This window comes from Atlanticothrix silvestris CENA357 (genome assembly GCF_016056295.1).
Classification (GTDB): domain Bacteria; phylum Cyanobacteriota; class Cyanobacteriia; order Cyanobacteriales; family Nostocaceae; genus Atlanticothrix; species Atlanticothrix silvestris.
The window spans coordinates 141,984-161,721 of record NZ_JAECZB010000092.1 but is presented as its reverse complement, the minus strand read 5'-3'; the positions used below and the strand labels follow the sequence as shown (position 1 = coordinate 161,721).

Genomic DNA, 19,738 nt, shown 5'->3' with positions numbered 1-19,738 from the left:
CAACTAACAAATGACAACTGACAAATTATCTGAAACTGTATCTCAGCCAAGCCCAGAAATGAAGTATGGCGAACGAGAAATTGCGGAAGGGCAATTAATTACATTTCCTAATCCGCGTGTGGGCAGACGATACGATATTAGTATTACCTTGCCGGAATTTACCTGTAAATGTCCGTTTTCTGGCTATCCTGACTTTGCCACAATTTATATTAACTACATCCCTGGCGAACGGGTAGTAGAGTTAAAGGCACTTAAACTTTACATTAACAGTTACCGCGATCGCTATATTTCTCACGAAGAATCAGCCAATCAAATTTTAGATGATTTTGTTGCAGCTTGTGACCCTTTAGAGGTGACAGTAAAAACAGATTTTACTCCCCGTGGAAATGTGCATACTGTTGTAGAAGTACGGCATCAAAAGCAATAATTTCATCAACGTTTGTGTGAGGGTCTAGTGAATAGGGTAGCTATATTTGGCAATGCTGGAGGCGGTAAGTCTACTCTCAGTAAACGTTTGGCAGAAATGACTGGTTTGCCCTTGGTTGCTTTAGACCTTCTAAAGTATAAACCAGGCGGTGGAGAAGTCCCATACGAGGAGTATAAAGCTGCTCATAATGAACTCCTTCAGCAAGACCAGTGGATCGTTGATGGATACGGTTCATTGGATACAGTATGGGAAAGACTAGAAGTTGCAGATACCTTAGTGTACTTGGATATGCCAATTCTCCTGCATTATTGGTGGGTAACTAAGCGATTCTTGAAAGGATTTATGATACCACCAGAGGGTTGGCCTAAGGATAGCCCGCTTTTGAAAGGTACGCTCAACAGTTATTATACTGTTTGGCTGTGCAACAAGAAACTAACTCCTAAGTACCGAGAGTACGTGAATCAAGCAAAAGGAACTAAGAGAGTTTACCATCTTCAGTCTCCTAATGATTTAAAAGAATTCTACCGATCTGTTGAAATAGAACTAGCAAAATAAAGTTGTTAGGAGGTTGCTCGTCTCTTAGCAACTACTCGACAATCTTTTTGGTCGCAGATTGTATCTTAACTACAACTTTTTTAGACAGAGGAATATATCCCAGTTCCAAACTAGATTTTTGCCCTTCAGTCACAGCCCAGTTTATAAAGTTTTTTAATGCTTGGGCTTTAGCCGGGTCTTGATATTCGTTATAAGTCAACAGCCAAGTGTAAGTGACAATGGGATAAGATTGGGGATCTATAGGATCGGTGATAAAAGCAATCAAGTTATCGGCGGGTAATCTCACTTTTTCTAAGGTTCTAGCCGCCGATTCTGGTGTAGGTATGATGAAATTACCAGATTTATTTTCTAAAGCAGCAACAGCGATGTTATTTTGTATGGCGTAAGCATACTCCACATAGCCAATAGCGCCTACTACCTGTTGAATCTGGGCGGTAACACCTTCATTACCCTTAGCACCAATTCCTACGAACCATGCTATGGATTTACCAGCCCCGACTTTGCTTTTCCATTCTGGATTGATAGCACTAAAATGTTGCGTCAACACGCTTGTAGTACCACTACCGTCAGACCGATGTACGACCCGAATAGGGAGATTGGGCAAATTCACCCCTGGATTCGCTAAAGCTATTTGAGGATTATTCCAATTTTTAATTTTTCCTAAGAAGATGTCTGTGTAAACTTGGCGTGGTAGCTTCAGACCAGTTGGTATGTTGGGAAGATTGTAAGCTAGCACTATAGCACCAGCAGTTACGGGTAAAGCAATTACTCCCTTTTTAATCTTAGATGCTTGTTCATCTGTAATTGCCACATCACTAGCTGCAAAATCTACAGTCCCATTGCTTAGCTGTTGCACACCAACACTGCTTCCTAACGATTGATAGTTAATTTCTACATAGGGATTTTGCTGGTTGTAATCTGTAACCCAGCGTTGATATAAAGGTGCAGGAAAACTTGCTCCAGCACCAATTAGGGAAACAGTTTTTATCCTTCTATTCTCAGTCGTGCAGGAAGTGATGCTCAACAAGACAGCGATTATGGATAGAAGGAAAGCCCGTCGCTGAAATGGAAGTTGAGCAGACATACAAATCTTGAGTTTCAATGTTTAATAAACAGCCTTGTTAATTCGTAATTCGTAATACTCGCCAAGGGCGAGAAGCAAGCTACGTAATTCGTAATGTTCGTCTTTGCTAAAGTGGTGGATTAGATGCTAGAGATTCTGTAGTGTTGGTTTGATTGTCATTTTCTGATGGTGAACTTAGCTTGTCTAAAATATCTAAAACCTCTTGTTGAAAAGCCACTTGGGCACGATTAGTCTTACCGCCGACATACAAGCGATCGCCTTTTTGTAATGCCCAAATTTGCGAATGAGAAAAGTAGCTCATCACTGTACCTAACATCAGCACAGCAAACCCTGAGTAAACCATAGGTATACCTGGGTCAGATTTTATTTGCAAGCCAGTGCTACCAATTACATCCACAATTTTGAGATTTACACCATTCACTTTGGTAGCCATGCCAGTACGCACAGTATCAACTAATTTACCACTGGAATCGTAAATTAATACCATGCCTTGCAAGTCTTTGGCGATCAAAGACACACCCTCACTTAAATCTGGCTTTGTGGGAATCCAACTTCCCCAAAGTCTTCCTTTCCCGTTGGTGTCTAATGATGCCATTGGTAACTGAAAAATGGGGCTATTGTTAAATTGAATGCGAACTGCTGAGATTCCCCAATCAGTTTGATAAAAAGTTACGCCGTGATAACGCAATGGCTGATTGACAAAAATCTTTTTGTGGTCAACTTCCTGTCCCTGATTATTCAAGACAGACATATCTGAATAAAACTGATCAATTCCACCAGTGGGAGTGTAATCAATCCAAAAACGATTGACGCGCACAGACCAATCTTTAAGAGTTTTAGTAGATGCCCAAGGCCCAGCATCAACAATATTTTGTACTTGAAATGTATTGCCGCTAGAAACCATTTCTTGGGCCATAAATCCAGTCATTGCCCCTAAAATTCCCCCCAACAGAATAGTCACAATACCCACATGCACAATGATGGGGCCAATGCGGCCGACTATTCCTTTACGGGCATAGAGAATATTGCTGTTTTCTTGAAAAATTTTATAGCGGCGCTTTTGTAATATTTCGTTTAGAGAATTGAGAGAACCAGTATCTAGTTCTGCACTCAAAGCTAATTTTTGAAATTGCCGTGGTTCTTCGTAATATTTCCAGCGACGGGAAGCTTTTAAGGCTGGTAATTGGCGAGTGAAAGTACAAGCAGTTAGGCTAGTGCCAAACAAAATCAGTAATGCCAGGAACCACCAAGTACGATACACATGGTCTAACCCGACGACTTGAATCACCTTCCAAGTCAAAAAACCAAACAAGGCAGGATGTTCGGGATAGTTAGCCTGATAAAACGCGGGTGACTGACCTTGCTCAATCACAGTACCGCTGATGCTGAATAAAGCAATTAATAGCAAAAGTGCGATCGCTAGTCGTAAATTTGTCAATACAGGCAAAAGCTCTTGTCGTAAGAATCGCCCAGGTATTGACCACCAACGTAATTCTGTGGACGCGGAATCATCTAAAGTCATTGCTTAAAAACTGCCAAAGGGAATGCGAGAAATTAAGGAAAAAACGCCAAATCCTACCAAGAGCACACCACTGACTGGGTTAATCCATCCAGACCAACGACGTAACTCCAGCAATCTTTTGATAGAAGCAGTAAAAGTACCAGCCAAAATCAAAGGTGCAACATATCCTGCTGTATAAGAAAGCAACAAAACAGCGCCTAAAATTAAATCTTGGGTGTTAGCAACCCAACCCAGTAAGCTAGCTAAAACTGGGGTGCTACAAGGAGATGCAACTAAACCGAAAGTTAGCCCGATTGAATAAGAACGGACTGCTGGTGGCAAATCTGACGAAATCCAATTCGTTTCGCCCAGTGAGGGAAATTGTAGGGGTAATGCTTCTAGTAAATTCAGCCCCATCAAAATAGCAACAACGCTAACAATAATTGGTAAACCAATTCCCACCTGACCGTAGACTTTACCTACCACAGCAGCGGCAATACCTAGTCCTGCTAGCGTAGTTGCCAATCCCAAAGCAAACCATGTTGATTGCGCCGCAGCTTGCAGGCGGCTTTTCCCTTCATAACCGCCGATGTAGCCAATGGTAATAGGCAACATAGAAAGCATACAAGGCGTGAGACTGGTGAGTAAGCCAGCTACAAAAATGATGCCAATACTCAGCAAGCTCAGGTGCGTTAATTGGTTAGTGACAAGAGAGTTGGCAAATTGTTCTAATTCATAAAGTCGAGTTGGCAAATTTTCAAACATAGCGTATTTCTGAGCAGGGAAATGCTTACTCTGCTTGAATTTTAGCGTACTTTGCGTTTCAAAGTTGGTAGAGTACTAAGTGGCTATGCAAAATTCAAGTTATTGGTAGAGGCAAGGATAAAGGGAACATAAAGAATATGTAACTAATTTTGTTTAAGTACTGAGCTTCAACTTAAAATTAGTACAATTCAATTAGTACGGAAATACTGTTTTGGAATAGATCTGCTCATTATTAATATCAATAGCAGCAAAACTTAACACAGGTGTTACTAGATACTGTTTCCCACAGGTATCCGCCCTTTGGTAGACTTGAAGACTGAAATAGCCAGATGAAACGACGCGAAGTCAAGCAGTTGAGAGGGCGAGTTTGTGGAAAATACACTTGGGTTAGAGATTATTGAGGTAGTAGAGCAAGCGGCGATCGCTTCCTCGAAGTGGATGGGCAAAGGCGAAAAGAACATTGCTGACCAAGTAGCAGTGGAAGCCATGCGGGAACGGATGAACAAAATCTATATGCGCGGTCGCATTGTTATTGGCGAAGGCGAACGCGATGAAGCTCCGATGCTCTACATTGGAGAAGAAGTCGGTATTTGTACCCAACCAGATGCCAAAAACTTCTGTAACCCTGATGAATTAATTGAAATTGATATCGCTGTTGACCCTTGTGAAGGTACCAACTTAGTTGCTTACGGTCAAAATGGCTCAATGGCAGTTTTGGCGATTTCCGAAAAAGGCGGTTTATTTGCTGCACCTGACTTCTACATGAAGAAACTTGCAGCCCCAGCTCCCGCTAAAGGTCTAGTTGACATTAACAAGTCTGCTACTGAAAACCTCAAAATCCTATCTGAGTGCTTAAACCGTTCCATTGAGGAATTGGTGGTTGTGGTGATGGATCGTCCCCGCCACAAAGAACTCATTCAAGAAATCCGTGACGCAGGCGCGAGAGTCAGACTGATCAGTGATGGTGACGTTTCTGCTGCCATCTCCTGTGCTTTTGGTGGTACTAATATCCATGCTTTGATGGGTATTGGTGCAGCACCCGAAGGAGTCATCTCTGCTGCGGCTATGCGGTGCTTGGGAGGACATTTCCAAGGGCAACTGATCTATGATCCAAGCGTAGTGCAAACAGGTTTGATTGGTGAAAGCAGAGAAGGTAATCTTGCCCGGCTGAAGGAAATGGGCATCAATGACCCCGATAAAGTTTACGATGCCAACGAATTAGCCTCTGGCGAAACTGTTCTATTTGCTGCTTGTGGTATTACCCCTGGCACTCTCATGGAAGGTGTCCGCTTCTTTAACGGTGGTGCAAGGACTCAAAGCTTGGTTATTTCCAACCAGTCCAATACAGCCCGTTTTGTTGATACTATCCATTTGTTTGACGAACCTAAGAATTTGCAATTGCGTTAGTACTTAAGGACTAGGGGTTAGGGAAGAAGCAGGGGAGCAGTGTTTCGACTACGGGTAAAGGATGAAGAAACAAACCCTTTACCCCTTTCCCTTTACCCTTCTTTCCAATGCCCCATGCTCTTACCAATTCAATTACCCATTACTAATTACCGATAAGAAATGAATATTGCAGTGGTGGGGTTAAGCCATAAAACAGCCCCAGTTGAAATTCGGGAAAAGCTGAGTATTCCAGAACCTCAAACTGAAAGCGCGATCGCTCACCTTAGCAGCTATCCCCATATTGATGAAGTAGCAATAGTTAGCACTTGTAACCGCCTGGAAATCTACATTGTTACCAGTGAAACTGAGCATGGTATCCGGGAAGTTACTCAGTTTCTTTCGGAATACAGTAAATTGCCGGTGTTGTCTCTTAGACAACACCTATTTATGTTGTTGCATGATGATGCAGTCATGCATGTGATGCGGGTAGCTGCTGGCTTAGATAGTCTGGTACTTGGAGAAGGGCAAATTCTAGCTCAGATCAAGACCACTCACAAACTAGGGCAGCAATACAACGGTATAAAAACAATTTTGAATCGATTATTTAAACAAGCAATTACTGCTGGTAAGCGGGTTCGTACTGAAACTAGCATTGGTACTGGTGCAGTTTCTATCAGTTCGGCAGCTGTGGAGTTAGCACAGATTAAAGTGGCAAATTTAGCCGCTTGTCGAGCCACAATTTTGGGTGCTGGCAAAATGTCACGGCTGCTAGTTCAACACCTAATTTCTAAGGGTGCTGCACAAATTAATATTATCAATCGCTCTCGCGATCGCGCCCACGAATTGGCACAGCAGTTCCCTGAACAGCCTATACGTATTTATTTACTATCAGAAATGATGTCGGTGATTGCCGATAGTGATTTAGTGTTTACTAGCACTTCAGCAACGGAGCCAATACTTGATCGCACCAAGCTAGAAATAGTTTTAGAGCCTAACCGTTCTCTAATGTTATTTGATATTTCTGTACCGCGTAATGTTCATGCAGATGTCAATGAACTAGCAAACGTACAGGCTTTTAATGTCGATGATTTGAAAGCGGTAGTGGCACAAAACTACGAAAGCCGCCGAAAAATGGCACAAGAAGCCGAAAAACTTTTAGAGGAGGAAGTAGAAGCTTTTGATATATGGTGGCGTAGTCTAGAAACTGTATCCACGATTAGCTGTCTGCGGAATAAAGTCGAAACCATTCGTGAACAAGAACTAGAAAAAGCTTTGTCGCGATTGGGGTCAGAATTTGGTGAGAAACATCAAGAAGTTATCGAAGCCTTGACAAGGGGAATTGTTAACAAAATTTTACATGATCCGATGGTGCAACTGCGGGCGCAGCAGGATGTAGAAGCCAGACGGCGCTGTATGCAAACCCTGCAAATGTTGTTTAACCTAGATGCAGGCGAGCAATTTAGCTAAACAATCTTAAAATCTATTGCCAGGATCTCAGGTGCGTTAGCTTAGTTTTTAACGCACCTGCAATTTTTATGTTTAAATGCATTTGATCGATCAAGGTTTAAGTTGTTCTAAAACTATTGAGTTTATTTTTTAAGCCGTATAGTTAAGCGATCGCATACTAATTTACACAATTAAAAACATATCAGATCAGCTATTTGATAAATGATGCTGATTCCTTTGGGCATTCATTGGGCATGGTGAGACAGCGCCGCGGGAGGGAAACCCCCAAGATCGCGCTGGCTCCCCTGCTCCCTTGCCTTCTCATTGGGGTATTAACATAGCGAAATGTAAAGAACAACTTAAGAAATCTCAATTCTTTACAAAATGAATCCCAAAATTAACATTAATTCAAGATTAACTGTAAACCAAGCCTCTGGTGCATCGGAGGAGAACAACACGACTAATTTGATTTCTTTCTAATTAGATTGAAATCTAATTAAGCATAACAAATTATGAACAAAGAACAGTTTCAGACCCTGCTGCAATTTTTTAAAGCTTTGGCGGACGAAAGCCGATTGAAGATTGTGGGTATCCTGGCGAATCAGGAGTGCAGCGTCGAAGAATTGGCGGCACTCATGCAACTCAAAGAGCCAACGGTATCTCACCATCTAGCCAGACTTAGGCAGCTAAATTTAGTGACTATGCGCCCTGATGGCAATAGCCGTCTGTATCAGTTGGATAGCGAAGTATTACAAAGCATCAGCAAGGAAATTTTCACAGCTGAGAAAATAGCCTCTTTGATGGACGATGTGGATACTGAAGCCTGGGAAAGCAAAGTCATGAAAAACTATTTAGAGGCTGATACTGACGGACTGAACGGAAGGCAACGCCTCAAAGAAATTCCCGCTAGTCGTAAAAAGCGCTTAGTCATTCTCAAGTGGTTAGCCAACAAATTTGATCCGGGGGTTCAGTACCCCGAACGCACAGTGAATGAAATTCTCAAGCGCTACCATCCTGACTGCGCTACCTTACGGCGAGAATTAGTTGGCTACCAGTTAATGCAACGAGAAAATGGGGTTTATTGGCGCATAACATAGGCGTAATTCTCGAATGATTTGCAAGTTAGGAACTGACAAACAAAAAAATATCCAAAAATTTCTTGTGGTGCGGGCATCTTGCCCATCCCACAAAATGGGATAATTTATTTCCTGGAAATCCCATTAGTTGAAAGTAGGAGTTATTGACATTTTCAAACGCTACCCTACGACAAATCAGCTACCATTTAATTCGGGTCTAAGCTTTCATAATTTAATATTCCCTAATACTCATAAAATGTAACTATGATAAACAAAGTCCCCGACTTATCAAGAAAGTCGGGGATCTGTAGCTTTCAAATATATTTTTAGATCACAGATTATTTTCCTAAATAGGCTTCTAGAACCTTCTGATTATTTTGAATTTCCGCTGGCGTACCATCAGCCAAATTCTGCCCTTCAGCTAGTACCCAAACGCGATCGCACAAGGACATAATCACATCCATATTGTGTTCAATAATCAAAAATGTCATGCCATCCCGACGGTTCCAAGTGACAATGCGATCGCATATATCATTAATCAGTTTCGGATTCACTCCTGCCGCTGGTTCATCTAACAAAATTAACTTGGGGTTAGTCATCAACGCCCGTCCCATTTCTAGCAGTTTGCGTTGTCCCCCAGATAAACAACCTGCATATTCGTGCGCCTTTTGAGCCAATCCCACGGATTCTAATAAAAACATTGCCTGCTCTTGCAGTTGCTTTTCTTCTTTAGCTACAACATGCGGCTGCAACTGCACCTGCCAGAAATTCTCACCTGTTTGTTTTTGTGCTGCCAATAGCATATTTTCTAACACTGATAACCGCGAGAGAGTCCGAGCAACTTGAAAAGTTCGGACTAGCCCTTGTTGGGCTATTTGGTATGGTTGTAAATGCTGGATAGGTTCGCTGTCAAAAATCACTCGTCCCTTATCTGAGCGAATGAAATTCGAGAGTAAATTAAACAAAGTAGTTTTGCCAGCACCATTAGGGCCAATTAAGCCAGTAATACTGCCTTTTGCAACTTCAATTCTTGCCTCACTAACTGCTTTAATACCACCAAAACTTTTACAAAGTCCAGTAGCTACCAATAAGGGAGGTGGAGATGACTGGTTATTTACCAAGAGTAAGTTCCTCCTTTTTCCCTAAGATACCTTGAGGTCGCCAAATCATCAGTACCATCAAAATTAAACCAATTACCATGATGCGAAATGCACCGAGACGCGCCTCATCAAGAGGGACGAATCTTGGTAATACTTCCCTAGTGATGGCATCATAAGCAAAGAAAATCACCGCACCTAAAATTGTACCGACATTATTCCCAGAACCACCTAAAGTCACCATGACCCAAGCGTCAAAGGTTAGCTGTGGTTGGAAATTATCAGGATAAATAGCGCTAAGTTGCCAGGCAAAGAAAGCACCAGCGATGCCGGCAATCGCCCCTCCAAGCATCAGCGATTGTACTTTATACCAAAAAACGTTTTTTCCCATTGCTTTGGGTATTTCTTCGTCTTCACGGATAGCTTTGAGGACTCTACCCCAAGGCGATCGCACCAAAGTTTCCAAGCGCCAAAACACAAAAGCTAACACCAACAACGCCAACAGCATCAAACTTGCTTTGGGAAAAGTTTGTGGGTCGTAGTTATACAGCCGGACGACTCCAGAAATATAAATTGCGATCGTCAAAAGGGCGAATACAATTCCTACTCCCAAACGTGTTACTAATTCTTGCTTACTACCTATTTTGTGAGATGAATCAGCAATCAAAGATTTTTGAGCAGTCCGAATCCATCGCCATAAGGCTAAGAAAGTTACCACAGCCAACAGCGTCAGCAGTCCAATCATTACTAGTCTGAAAAACAGATTAGGTGCTGTGGATAACGGTAGAGGATAACTTTGTACTCCAAACGCTCCAGAGATCCAAGTGTCACCTACAGGTAATTCCTGGTTATTTACCACCAAACGAATTAGTTCTCCCGTCCCGATGGTGACAATTGCCAAATAATCCTCCCGCAAGCGCAGAGTTGCAAAACCAATTATTAAACCTAACAAAGCAGCGACTATTGCCCCAATCACTGCTGAAATAAGCAGGGGAACACCCTTTAAACTTAACAATACTGTTGTATAAGCTCCTAGAGTCATAAAAGCAATATGACCAAAGTTAATTAACCCTGTAAAACCCCATTGTAAGTTGAGTCCCAAGCTGAACAGGGCAAAAATTGCTGTAGAAATTGCAAGAAAGATAAGATAGTCAATCATATTTAATCAGTTGTCAGTGGTCAGTGGTCAGTGGTCAGTTGTTAATTATCGTTATATCTTCCTCATCTTCCCCTGCTCCCCCTGCTCCTCTGTCCCGCTGCTTAGTAACCATTTTGACGTTATCCATTGCCCATTTTTGGGAATAATATCTTTGAGTTTTGGGTAATATTATCAATAAAATTATGAATCTGCTGCGAATTAGAATTCATCACTTAATCGAGCAGTTAGGTGATGAAGAACTAGAAAAGGGTTGGAATGCTCTCCACGATTTACATTGCGACTTTTATATGCTCAATGCAATACAACAAGTCAAACAATCGCAGCAACCGTGGGATATCTTAACCCGTGAAGAAGCGATACAAGTATTAATGTTTTTCTGAATCAGAAATGCTTTCAAGCTGATGCGAAGTAAATAGCTCTCAAATTTTGGTTAAGGTAACGCCTAGTGAGTCTGGAAGTGCGCTATGCCAGGTCTTTTTTAGTAGACCTGAAGAGTTTAGAGCCAGCTGCCTACCAGCGGGTATATGATTTTGTGTTTTTTGAGTTTGCTGAAAAGGGGCCTTTGCATTGTCTGCCAGACTTACGGCAGTTAGATAGTGGAAGGATTTTTCATCGTTTTACCATAGATAATTATCTCATTGGTATAGAGATTAGGGGCGAAATTGTCAAATTTCTCCGGGTCATACCTATGCCAGATGTTTAAGGTGAGGACTTAGACCAACACTTAAAACTGTAAACTGTATAAGGCTAGGCAGGGATCGCTCTATCCTTACATTAAACTTGTTTTGGAAAAACACTTTATTTGAGATTTCCCTTATGGATGCAAAGGCACTTTGGCAACGATACCAAAATTGGTTATATTTCCACGAGGGATTAGGACTTTACCTAGATGTAAGTCGTATGCGTTTTGATGACGCTTTCGTGGAGTCGTTGCTGCCGAAGTTTGACAAGGCGTTTGCGGATATGGCGGAATTAGAGAAGGGTGCGATCGCTAACCCTGACGAAAACCGCATGGTTGGCCACTATTGGCTACGAAATCCTGATTTAGCCCCTACTCCAGAACTTACACAAGAAATTGTCCAAACTCTAGAAAATATCGAAGCCTTTGCTGAAAAAGTCCAAACAGGTGCTATTCATCCTCCTAAAGCCAGCCGTTTTACTGATGTGATCTCTATTGGGATTGGTGGTTCTGCCCTCGGCCCACAATTTGTCGCTGAAGCCCTCTCCCCTGATTTCCCACCTCTCAAAATTCACTTTATCGACAATAGTGATCCCGCAGGTATAGACCGCATTCTCAATCATCTGCGAAATAACCTTGCTAGTACCTTAGTTTTAGTCATCTCCAAATCTGGAGGAACACCGGAACCCCGCAACGGCATGATTGAAGTCAAAAAAGCCTATGCTGGACATAATTTAGATTTTGCTAAATATGCTGTAGCTATTACCAGTGTTGATAGCAACCTAGATAAAGTGGCACAAGCTGAAGGCTGGTTAGCTAGGTTCCCCATGTATGACTGGGTGGGAGGACGCACTTCAGAAATGTCTTCTGTGGGGCTAGTACCAGCAGCATTGCAGGGTATTGATGTTCGCGCCATGCTTGATGGTGCAAAAGAAATGGATGACGCTACCCGCGTTCGGGATTTGAAAAATAATCCTGCTGCCTTATTGGCTTTGGCTTGGTATTTTTCTGGTAATGGACGGGGTGAAAAAGATATGGTTGTCCTGCCATACAAGGACAGCCTACTGTTGTTCAGTCGCTATTTGCAACAGCTAGTGATGGAATCCTTGGGTAAGGAAAAGGACTTAGACGGTAAGACTGTCTATCAAGGTATTGCCGTTTATGGCAATAAAGGCTCTACAGATCAACATGCTTACGTCCAACAGTTACGTGAGGGTGTACCAAATTTCTTTGCTACCCTAATCGAAGTTTTGGAAGATCGTAATAGACCCTCTCCAGAAATAGAACCTGGAGTAACATCGGGCGATTTTCTTTCTGGTTTTCTCCAAGGAACTCGACAAGCACTTTACGAAAATCACCGCGATTCGATTACAGTCACTATTCCCCAAGTCAATCCTCGGACTGTGGGGGCATTAATTGCTTTGTATGAACGTGCTGTTGGTTTATATGCCAGCTTGGTAAATATCAACGCTTACCATCAACCAGGGGTGGAAGCTGGTAAAAAAGCCGCCGCCGCCATTCTCGACTTACAAACACGAGTAGTAGCAGTACTGCAAAAAGAAAAAACTGCCCTTTCTTTGGAAGAAGTTGCCGAGAAAGCAGGTGTTGCTGACCAAGTTGAAGCAATCTACAAAATTCTACGTCATCTGTACGCTAATCACCGAGGCGTGGTTCTTCAAGGTGATCTAGGTCAACCAAGTAGTTTGAAAGTTTCTGCTAGCTAACACATCACAATTTTCTCAAGTATTGTTGCATACACAACAATTTTTCACTGTAAAGCATCCCAGATTGAACATCCAGTTTCAATTTTCAGGGTGCTTTACTTTATATATTTTTCTACGTACGAGAGAGTAGTAGACATAAAACGCCTGTATTAACCCTTCTTGAAGTGTGTCTTAATTACGAATTACGTAGCTTGCTTCTCGCCCTTGGCGAGTATTACGAATTACGAATTAATATTACACCCGACTTAAAAAACGTTGATTAAAGTAACTTTTAGGTAAAAAACAGCGATCGGGTAGAAAAGGATTATCCATATATTCAGAAAATAAAGTGCCTAGCTGATGACGATGACAAAATGGTGGTACAATTCCCCAATCTTCTGCTAGCCAAATCCAATATCCTGTTTCAATTCTGCCGTAGTTTGATACTGCGAGAATCTCTCCAACACTGTTATTAATAGATACTAATTCGGGAGATGCTTTGATTTCAGTTAAGAGCCAGGCTAATTCTTCCACGGAAAAATAGTAGCCATTCTCAGTAGCTATTTTGATAAAATCCTGGGGATGTTTGGCTGTTAGCAATTGCTCTTTAAGAGATGGGGTTTTTTGCGCCAAATCAAAAAGATCCCAAATCTGTTTCCTCGTAGTTATGAACCAAGCAAGTTCCTCTGCGGTAAAGTGATAACCATTTTCTGTAGACAACTTGATAAACTGCTCAAGAGTATTAGTTTCTCCTAATTGACTTTTTAATAAAAAGGTTTGCTCTATTAATCCCAAAAAATCGATAATGTTTTGCCAAGTAAGTTTATCAGATTTTTTGTTAAGTTTTATCTTCTCTTTCCAGAAAAGATACTGATCTTCTTTTAAGAAAAAATTCCACAGATGATAATACATAAGTCATCTCTCTTATAGCCTCTAACTCAGTAGAGCCTAACTATTAATAAATATCACTGTACTCAGTAGAGAGTTAGTTCTTCGACAGTATTAAATACACTATATCATGTAAATGAAGTTACACAGCGACTAAGTGTAAAAGTTTTGTAAATTTTAAAACCAAAAAGAAAATTATACTGAGTCGATATTCAAATAAAGCGATCGCTTCTTTTTTTGTTACATACCGTAATCTATAGCTAGATAGCCTTTAAACTAGTGATCGCAATTCAATAATTTTGAAATCAACCATATAAATTATAGAAAAACAGAAGTAGTAAAATAAACTAGCTGTACTGTCTTCCTTTGATTAATAAACTGCCTCAAAAGTAAAATTAATCACACTATTATTTGTGTAAAAAAACACTATATAACTACAAACAACTTAAACAAACTGCAAAAATGTTTAATTTGGACGAGTCAAGACAAATACTACAGCAGATTTCAGGGAAATTAAGTACAAATTTCCATAACAAAGCCATATACCAAGGGAGTTTCAACCCTATTTCCTATTCCCTGCGATGCACTGAGCGTAGTCGAAGTGTTTCCTGTTCCCTGCTGTATGCTTGTCGCACATCTTAAAATAGAGATAAGTTAGATAGCTTAATATTTTCACTAATTTGCTCTATGTCAGTTTTAGCAGCGATCGCAGTCTTGGCTGTTTTGATCTTGGTACACGAGCTGGGACATTTTGTTGCAGCACGTTCTCAAGGTATTCACGTTAACCGTTTTTCTTTAGGGTTTGGCCCAATTCTTTGGAAGTACCAAGGATCACAAACCGAATATGCTATCCGCGCCTTTCCTTTGGGTGGTTTTGTTGGCTTTCCCGACGATGATCCAGATAGTGATATTCCACCCAATGACCCGAATTTGCTGCGTAATCGTCCAATTTTAGATCGGGCGATCGTCATCAGCGCAGGAGTAATCGCAAATTTAATATTTGCCTACTTCCTTTTAGTCGCGCAGATTGGCTTCGTTGGCATACCACAAACTAGCCCCCCCCAACCAGGAGTTTTAATCCAGCAGCTAGCACCAGATGTTAGTTCTGTAGCCCAAAAAGCAGGTATTCAAAAAGGAGATGTGATCTTAGCTGCTAATCAAAGAGAATTTGGCACATCGCAGCAAGAGTTAGAGGCTTTAAGGGAAATCATTAAAACGAATGCAGGTAAGCCAGTTAAATTAGAAATTGCCCGTGGCGACCAAAAGTTAGCTTTGAACATAGTTCCCGAAGCTAAATCCAACGGTGAAGGTAGTATTGGTATTGGACTTTCTCCCAACGTCAAAGTAGAACGTCATGCCATTACTAACCCGCTGAAAGCTTTGAACATGGGTGCAATAGAATTTCAGCGCATCATCACAATGACATTTAAAGGCTTTGGACAGCTAATTACTAACTTTGGCGAAACAGCTGGCCAAGTAGCTGGGCCAATTAAAATTGTCCAAATTGGTTCCAGCATTGCCCAAAATGATACAGGCAGCTTGTTCTTCTTTGCAGCTTTAATCAGCATTAACTTGGCAATTATAAATATTTTGCCCTTACCAGCTTTAGACGGTGGACAATTGGCGTTTCTGCTGATTGAAGGTGTGCGCGGTAAGCCTTTACCTAACCGTGTCCAAGAAGGTGTGATGCAAACAGGTTTAATGCTACTGTTAGGACTGGGAATTTTTCTCATTGTCAAAGAAACCACCCAGCTTACTAGCCAGTTGGAATGGGTACAAAAATTGTTTCAGTGAGTACCACGCGTAAATCACTATCCAACAAGCAACGGGCGCTAGAAATTCTAGTTCGCCTGAAGCGTCTTTATCCAGATGCAACTTGCTCTTTGAACTACTCAACACCAGTGCAACTGCTGGTCGCTACTATTCTCTCGGCTCAATGTACAGATGAACGAGTGAATAAAGTAACACCAGCTTTATTTGCTCGATTTCCTGATGCAGCGACTTTGGCGATCGCGGATTTAGTAGAATTAGAAAATTTGGTGCGTTCTACAGGGTTTTATCGCAATAAAGCGAAAAATATTCAAGCGGCATGTCGCATGATTGTCACTGAATTTGACTCTGTTGTACCCAACCAAATGGCACAATTGTTGCAACTTCCAGGTGTGGCGCGAAAGACAGCAAATGTAGTCTTGGCTCATGCTTATGGCATTAATGCTGGGGTGACTGTAGACACTCATGTTAAACGCCTCAGCCAACGCTTAGGTTTAACTCAGCATCCAGACCCCGTTCGGATAGAAAAAGATTTAATGGGGTTGTTACCCCAACCAGATTGGGAAAATTGGTCGATTCGGCTAATTTATCATGGTCGTGCTATCTGTAAAGCACGGTCTCCCGCCTGTGAAGCTTGTCAACTTGCTGATTTATGCCCTACTGCGAACAAAATTAGGGCATAGGACATAGGGCATGGGGCATTGGCGACAAAAGCAGCCCTAGTGGTCTATTAGTTCTGAGGAAATAATTAATTTCGTAGTCAGGACTTTAGTCCTGAATTTTAACCACTAAAGTGCTTACTACGAACCCTCAAAACTATCTTGACACACCACTAAAATTCATAGGGCATTGTAGAATGGAAAATGCTGTCTAAATTAAGTTAGAGAATGTATGGCAAAAAAGAGCATGATTGAGCGCGAGAAAAAGCGCGCCAAAATGGTAGAAAAGTACGCTGATAAGCGGGAAGCTTTGCTAGACGAGTTCAAAACTACTGAATCTCCCTTAGAAAAGTTAGAAATTCATCGTAAAATCCAACAGCTACCGCGTAATAGTGCGCCTAACCGTCGCCGCAACCGCTGTTGGGTAACTGGTCGCCCTAGAGGTGTTTACCGGGACTTTGGGCTATCTCGGAACGTACTACGGGAATGGGCACATGAAGGTCTTTTACCTGGAGTTGTTAAGTCTAGTTGGTAGTCAGTGGTTAGTGGTCAGTTGCAACAACTAACAACTGACAACTGACAACTGACAAAAATTATTGACCGCAGCAACGGTCTATGCCTAGACTGTCTAAGAGTAGATCGCTGACAGCGTTGGCGATCGCAAACTCTCCATAAAAACTTTTGGAAAAATCAAATGCCTGCATCTCTGTGACAATGGCAATCACCAGAGAACCAAGGTCATTTTCTCCTTCCATGCGCTGTCGCACAAAAATCTGTGCTGCTCGTTGAGAAATTGTGTGATTGATGGCTTCCGGGATAAATTCTGTATCTAGCCACCTCAATAAACGCTCTTGCAACCATTCACCTTCGAGGTGAGGATTTTCAGATGGTGGTAGGGTGATAGGTGGAATTGTCTCAGTCATTTTTTTAAACGCAGAAGAACGCTAAGGAAGTCGCAGAGAAATACAACTGGATGATTGTTAACATCCAGTTGTATTTCTCTGGCGTTTTTTATATTTATGCAATATGACATCGCTGCTATTATTCGAGGCTATGCCCAAGGCTATTTTCTCATGGCTGACGACCGCAACGGCCTGGGGTGGTATGGAAGTCGCGATCGCACTTTAATTCCTTTGAATGAAAAATTTCGCTACCCCAAGTCTTTGCAACGTGTCTTAAACCAAGAGCGTTTTACCGTAGCGATTAACCGTGACTTTCAGGCTGTAGTCGCTGGATGTGCTAACCGCGAAACCACTTGGATTTCACCAGAATTACAAGAGATTTACTGGCAACTTTACCAGACAGGGTATGCTTATAGTTTTGAAACTTGGCAAAGTGACGAACTCGCTGGCGGAATTTTAGGAATTGTCATTGGTGGCGCTTTCATTGGCGAATCGATGTTTTACCGCATTCCCGACGGCTCAAAAGTCGCAATGGTCAAGTTAGTGGAAAGATTACGTCAAAGGCAATTTGTGCTATTCGATGCCCAAATGATGAATCCACACTTAGAAAGATTTGGTGCTTATGGTGTTATGGATGAAGAATATCAAGCTTTACTCAACAAAGCATTGCAATCTCACTGTTGTTTAGTATAATAAAATACAATAAATTTTATACTTTTTGTTTACAAATTATTTAGTATTGCTATTCAGTTGAGGTATTGTTCAGTATACCGAAAACTTTTGCAGTCGCTCCGTGATTGATATCTGCAAAATTGATTATTGTCAAAAAAACCGTATTCTTAGATTGTATTAATAAGCTAAACTTATCATTTTCCCAAGTAATCAGCTTTTACACTTTTCTCCAAAAATGGTATCACAGGCTATTATTTTTTAGCGATCGCAAAAGTTTTCAGTCTACTGACATTGATAATAATTACCAAAAGTGACGCTCCATCGCGTTGTTGTACTGCTGGCTAGACGAGATCTATAGATAGCAAGAAACGGGTGGCATTGAACCTCTGCCACAGATAAATTGAGGATTGCATGGTGGACGTATGATGAAACCAGTAAGTAATATGAATTCTTCAGTAGAAACCAGCACCTATGACAGCGAAACCTATGAGCGCATTGCCAAGGCAATCGCGTTCATGCGTCAAAATTATTTGAATCAGCCTGACCTAGCAACCGTCGCTCAACATGTGCATTTCAGCGAGTATCACTTTCAGCGACTATTTACAAGATGGGCAGGCATCAGCCCCAAGCGTTTTTTGCAATATTTGACAGTGGAATATGCAAAATCAAAAATCACTGAGACAGCTAGCCTGTTAGATCTCACTGTAGATACTGGTTTATCAAGTCCAGGGCGTTTACACGATCTATTTGTGAAGTTGGAAGCTATGTCACCCGGTGAGTTTAAGGCAGGGGGCGTAGGGTTACAGATTGGGTATGGAATTCATCAAACCCCTTTTGGTGAATGCTTGATTGCAACAACCTCTCGTGGCATCTGCAATCTTCATTTCCTGAATACAACCAGCAAAGATGCTGCTAAACATACTCTCCGATCAGAGTGGTCAAATGGTGACATCATACATGATCAACAAACAACTAAAGAGATCTGTGATCGCATTTTCGAGCCAGTTGCATCTCACAGCAAACCCTTGGTTCTTTTTGTTAAAGGAACTAATTTCCAAATTCAAGTTTGGCGTGCGCTCTTAAGAGTTCCGTTTGCAGGGATCACAACTTACCAGGGTTTAGCGGAAGCGATGGGTCGTCCAACTGCTGCGAGAGCCATCGGCAACGCATTAGGTAGTAATCCAGTTGGGTACTTAATTCCCTGCCATCGAGTGATTCGGGAGTCCGGTGAGTTGGGCGGTTTCCGGTGGGGATTGGAGCGTAAAACAGTTCTACTGGGTTGGGAAGCGAGTCGAAATCAGAAAATAGGGCAGGAGTTGACATGAAAGGTTTAGAGATTGCTGAACTTTTGCTACTTGCTGCATTATGGGGTGGTTCGTTTTTATTTATGCGAATTGCAGCACCTGTACTAGGTCCAGTTTGGCTGATTGAGTTTCGCGTCTTACTAGCAGGTTTAGCATTGCTGCCAATTTTAGTCCGCTTAAATCTTTGGCATGAGATTCGACGGAATTGGATTCCACTTTTTATTAGACCTCTTGCACGAATATTTAAACATTGAAATGTAGAACTAGATTTAGCGTTCTCCTTTGCGTCTTTGCGCGCCAGTTGCTACAAGTCGTGGAACCGCAAGGGCGCACTGGCTTGCCTTTGCGCGAGCTTTTAAAGATATTTGCAGTAATACCAAAGTATTTATGTAAGATGTCTAATGATTTGGGGATGTGGTTTGATTTTGCTAGGAACGGCGATCACAAATGGTCTGTTCAAAATGAAGTTAGTTGACAGAACAAACGATGAGTAGTAACTCAGTATTCAACGCTTTACCAGTAACCTTGAAATACTGCCCTAACCGATCTCTCAAGCAGTACAACTAGTTATTACACAAAGAAATTCTGAAAGCTGCACCTATGCCATAGTAGTGTCAAATTATTTAAACATAACTATAACCGCCCAAAGCTACGATGGAGAAGTA

21 protein-coding genes are annotated in these 19,738 nt (G+C 41.7%); 14 read left to right on the top strand and 7 right to left on the bottom strand.

Annotated features, from left to right (window positions below):
* Positions 1-10: 10 nt before the first annotated feature.
* Complete coding sequence (gene queF, locus I8751_RS22940; protein WP_214441404.1) at positions 11-427, top strand: preQ(1) synthase; 417 nt, start codon at positions 11-13, stop codon at positions 425-427.
* Between the two features lie 27 nt (positions 428-454).
* Positions 455-982 (top strand): P-loop NTPase family protein, encoded by a 528-nt coding sequence (locus I8751_RS22935; RefSeq protein ID WP_214441403.1) that lies wholly within the window; start codon positions 455-457, stop codon positions 980-982.
* Between the two features lie 31 nt (positions 983-1,013).
* Here the strand turns inward: I8751_RS22935 and pstS are convergent, their stop codons facing one another.
* From pstS to I8751_RS22920, 3 genes are all read right to left on the bottom strand, one after another.
* Entirely contained in the window at positions 1,014-2,066 is a 1,053-nt protein-coding gene (gene pstS / locus I8751_RS22930) for a phosphate ABC transporter substrate-binding protein PstS (RefSeq protein ID WP_214441402.1), read from the bottom strand.
* Between the two features lie 106 nt (positions 2,067-2,172).
* The gene (locus tag I8751_RS22925) at positions 2,173-3,588 is read right to left on the bottom strand and encodes a cytochrome c biogenesis protein (RefSeq protein ID WP_214441401.1); all 1,416 of its coding nucleotides are present in this window, start codon (positions 3,586-3,588) and stop codon (positions 2,173-2,175) included.
* A gap of 3 nt (positions 3,589-3,591) precedes the next feature.
* The gene (locus tag I8751_RS22920; protein WP_214441400.1) at positions 3,592-4,332 is read right to left on the bottom strand and encodes a cytochrome c biogenesis protein CcdA; all 741 of its coding nucleotides are present in this window, start codon (positions 4,330-4,332) and stop codon (positions 3,592-3,594) included.
* Between the two features lie 369 nt (positions 4,333-4,701).
* Here I8751_RS22920 and glpX point away from each other — a divergent pair, with 369 nt between their 5' ends.
* The 3 genes from glpX (at position 4,702) to I8751_RS22905 (ending at position 8,261) form a co-directional block, all read left to right on the top strand.
* Complete coding sequence (glpX, locus tag I8751_RS22915; RefSeq protein WP_214441399.1) at positions 4,702-5,739, top strand: class II fructose-bisphosphatase; 1,038 nt, start codon at positions 4,702-4,704, stop codon at positions 5,737-5,739.
* A gap of 159 nt (positions 5,740-5,898) precedes the next feature.
* Complete coding sequence (locus I8751_RS22910; protein WP_214441398.1) at positions 5,899-7,185, top strand: glutamyl-tRNA reductase; 1,287 nt, start codon at positions 5,899-5,901, stop codon at positions 7,183-7,185.
* 491 nt (positions 7,186-7,676) lie between these two features.
* Positions 7,677-8,261, top strand: coding sequence for a DUF2087 domain-containing protein (locus I8751_RS22905; RefSeq protein WP_214441397.1), 585 nt, complete (start codon positions 7,677-7,679; stop codon positions 8,259-8,261).
* A gap of 317 nt (positions 8,262-8,578) precedes the next feature.
* Here the strand turns inward: I8751_RS22905 and I8751_RS22900 are convergent, their stop codons facing one another.
* Complete coding sequence (locus tag I8751_RS22900; RefSeq protein ID WP_214441396.1) at positions 8,579-9,361, bottom strand: ABC transporter ATP-binding protein; 783 nt, start codon at positions 9,359-9,361, stop codon at positions 8,579-8,581.
* Entirely contained in the window at positions 9,351-10,496 is a 1,146-nt protein-coding gene (locus tag I8751_RS22895; protein ID WP_214441395.1) for a branched-chain amino acid ABC transporter permease, read from the bottom strand. Before I8751_RS22895 ends, I8751_RS22900 begins: the two co-directional genes overlap by 11 nt.
* Before the next feature lie 182 nt (positions 10,497-10,678).
* Between I8751_RS22895 and I8751_RS22890 the strand changes: the two genes are divergently transcribed.
* From I8751_RS22890 to I8751_RS22880, 3 genes are all read left to right on the top strand, one after another.
* On the top strand, positions 10,679-10,876 hold the full coding sequence (locus tag I8751_RS22890) for a hypothetical protein (RefSeq protein ID WP_214441394.1): 198 nt from the start codon (positions 10,679-10,681) through the stop codon (positions 10,874-10,876).
* A gap of 65 nt (positions 10,877-10,941) precedes the next feature.
* On the top strand, positions 10,942-11,199 hold the full coding sequence (locus I8751_RS22885) for a cytotoxic translational repressor of toxin-antitoxin stability system (protein WP_214441393.1): 258 nt from the start codon (positions 10,942-10,944) through the stop codon (positions 11,197-11,199).
* Between the two features lie 113 nt (positions 11,200-11,312).
* Positions 11,313-12,899 carry a glucose-6-phosphate isomerase gene (locus tag I8751_RS22880; protein WP_214441392.1) on the top strand — a complete coding sequence of 529 codons (1,587 nt, stop codon included), beginning with the start codon at positions 11,313-11,315 and terminating at the stop codon, positions 12,897-12,899.
* A 234-nt stretch (positions 12,900-13,133) separates the two neighbouring features.
* On the opposite strand, the gene I8751_RS22875 is transcribed toward I8751_RS22880, so the two are convergent.
* The gene (locus tag I8751_RS22875; protein ID WP_214441391.1) at positions 13,134-13,790 is read right to left on the bottom strand and encodes a Nif11-like leader peptide family natural product precursor; all 657 of its coding nucleotides are present in this window, start codon (positions 13,788-13,790) and stop codon (positions 13,134-13,136) included.
* 663 nt (positions 13,791-14,453) lie between these two features.
* Between I8751_RS22875 and rseP the strand changes: the two genes are divergently transcribed.
* The 3 genes from rseP to rpsN all read left to right on the top strand — a co-directional run bounded on the left by rseP (position 14,454) and on the right by rpsN (position 16,730).
* Positions 14,454-15,560, top strand: a complete 1,107-nt coding sequence (gene rseP / locus I8751_RS22870) for an RIP metalloprotease RseP (protein WP_214441390.1) — start codon at positions 14,454-14,456, stop codon at positions 15,558-15,560.
* Entirely contained in the window at positions 15,536-16,219 is a 684-nt protein-coding gene (gene nth, locus I8751_RS22865) for an endonuclease III (protein ID WP_214441389.1), read from the top strand. The genes rseP and nth overlap by 25 nt, the downstream gene beginning before the upstream one ends.
* Positions 16,220-16,427: 208 nt before the next feature.
* The gene (gene rpsN / locus I8751_RS22860) at positions 16,428-16,730 is read left to right on the top strand and encodes a 30S ribosomal protein S14 (RefSeq protein WP_214441388.1); all 303 of its coding nucleotides are present in this window, start codon (positions 16,428-16,430) and stop codon (positions 16,728-16,730) included.
* Positions 16,731-16,788: 58 nt separating this feature from the next.
* Here the strand turns inward: rpsN and I8751_RS22855 are convergent, their stop codons facing one another.
* Complete coding sequence (locus I8751_RS22855; protein ID WP_214441387.1) at positions 16,789-17,118, bottom strand: hypothetical protein; 330 nt, start codon at positions 17,116-17,118, stop codon at positions 16,789-16,791.
* A 96-nt stretch (positions 17,119-17,214) separates the two neighbouring features.
* Here I8751_RS22855 and aat point away from each other — a divergent pair, with 96 nt between their 5' ends.
* From aat to I8751_RS22840, 3 genes are all read left to right on the top strand, one after another.
* A complete protein-coding gene (aat, locus tag I8751_RS22850) occupies positions 17,215-17,790 on the top strand; it encodes a leucyl/phenylalanyl-tRNA--protein transferase (protein ID WP_214441386.1) in 576 nt (191 codons plus the stop codon).
* Positions 17,791-18,212: 422 nt separating this feature from the next.
* Complete coding sequence (locus I8751_RS22845) at positions 18,213-19,094, top strand: methylated-DNA--[protein]-cysteine S-methyltransferase (RefSeq protein ID WP_214441385.1); 882 nt, start codon at positions 18,213-18,215, stop codon at positions 19,092-19,094.
* Positions 19,091-19,327: an EamA family transporter gene (locus tag I8751_RS22840; protein ID WP_214441384.1), complete on the top strand. Its 237-nt coding sequence runs from the start codon at positions 19,091-19,093 to the stop codon at positions 19,325-19,327. The genes I8751_RS22845 and I8751_RS22840 overlap by 4 nt, the downstream gene beginning before the upstream one ends.
* Positions 19,328-19,738 lie beyond the last annotated feature (411 nt).

What these genes read in the sequence shown, in the direction of transcription:
- I8751_RS22905 (WP_214441397.1), top strand. Translation starts at nt 7,677, where the DNA reads ATGAACAAAGAACAGTTTCAGACCCTGCTGCAATTTTTTAAAGCTTTG.
- nth (WP_214441389.1), top strand. Translation starts at nt 15,536, where the DNA reads ATGGGTACAAAAATTGTTTCAGTGAGTACCACGCGTAAATCACTATCC.
- I8751_RS22875 (WP_214441391.1), bottom strand. Translation starts at nt 13,790, where the DNA reads ATGTATTATCATCTGTGGAATTTTTTCTTAAAAGAAGATCAGTATCTT.
- queF (WP_214441404.1), top strand. Translation starts at nt 11, where the DNA reads ATGACAACTGACAAATTATCTGAAACTGTATCTCAGCCAAGCCCAGAA.
- I8751_RS22925 (WP_214441401.1), bottom strand. Translation starts at nt 3,588, where the DNA reads ATGACTTTAGATGATTCCGCGTCCACAGAATTACGTTGGTGGTCAATA.
- I8751_RS22895 (WP_214441395.1), bottom strand. Translation starts at nt 10,496, where the DNA reads ATGATTGACTATCTTATCTTTCTTGCAATTTCTACAGCAATTTTTGCC.
- I8751_RS22890 (WP_214441394.1), top strand. Translation starts at nt 10,679, where the DNA reads ATGAATCTGCTGCGAATTAGAATTCATCACTTAATCGAGCAGTTAGGT.
- I8751_RS22910 (WP_214441398.1), top strand. Translation starts at nt 5,899, where the DNA reads ATGAATATTGCAGTGGTGGGGTTAAGCCATAAAACAGCCCCAGTTGAA.
- I8751_RS22920 (WP_214441400.1), bottom strand. Translation starts at nt 4,332, where the DNA reads ATGTTTGAAAATTTGCCAACTCGACTTTATGAATTAGAACAATTTGCC.
- rseP (WP_214441390.1), top strand. Translation starts at nt 14,454, where the DNA reads ATGTCAGTTTTAGCAGCGATCGCAGTCTTGGCTGTTTTGATCTTGGTA.
- aat (WP_214441386.1), top strand. Translation starts at nt 17,215, where the DNA reads ATGCAATATGACATCGCTGCTATTATTCGAGGCTATGCCCAAGGCTAT.
- I8751_RS22840 (WP_214441384.1), top strand. Translation starts at nt 19,091, where the DNA reads ATGAAAGGTTTAGAGATTGCTGAACTTTTGCTACTTGCTGCATTATGG.
- rpsN (WP_214441388.1), top strand. Translation starts at nt 16,428, where the DNA reads ATGGCAAAAAAGAGCATGATTGAGCGCGAGAAAAAGCGCGCCAAAATG.
- I8751_RS22845 (WP_214441385.1), top strand. Translation starts at nt 18,213, where the DNA reads ATGAATTCTTCAGTAGAAACCAGCACCTATGACAGCGAAACCTATGAG.
- I8751_RS22855 (WP_214441387.1), bottom strand. Translation starts at nt 17,118, where the DNA reads ATGACTGAGACAATTCCACCTATCACCCTACCACCATCTGAAAATCCT.
- I8751_RS22880 (WP_214441392.1), top strand. Translation starts at nt 11,313, where the DNA reads ATGGATGCAAAGGCACTTTGGCAACGATACCAAAATTGGTTATATTTC.
- pstS (WP_214441402.1), bottom strand. Translation starts at nt 2,066, where the DNA reads ATGTCTGCTCAACTTCCATTTCAGCGACGGGCTTTCCTTCTATCCATA.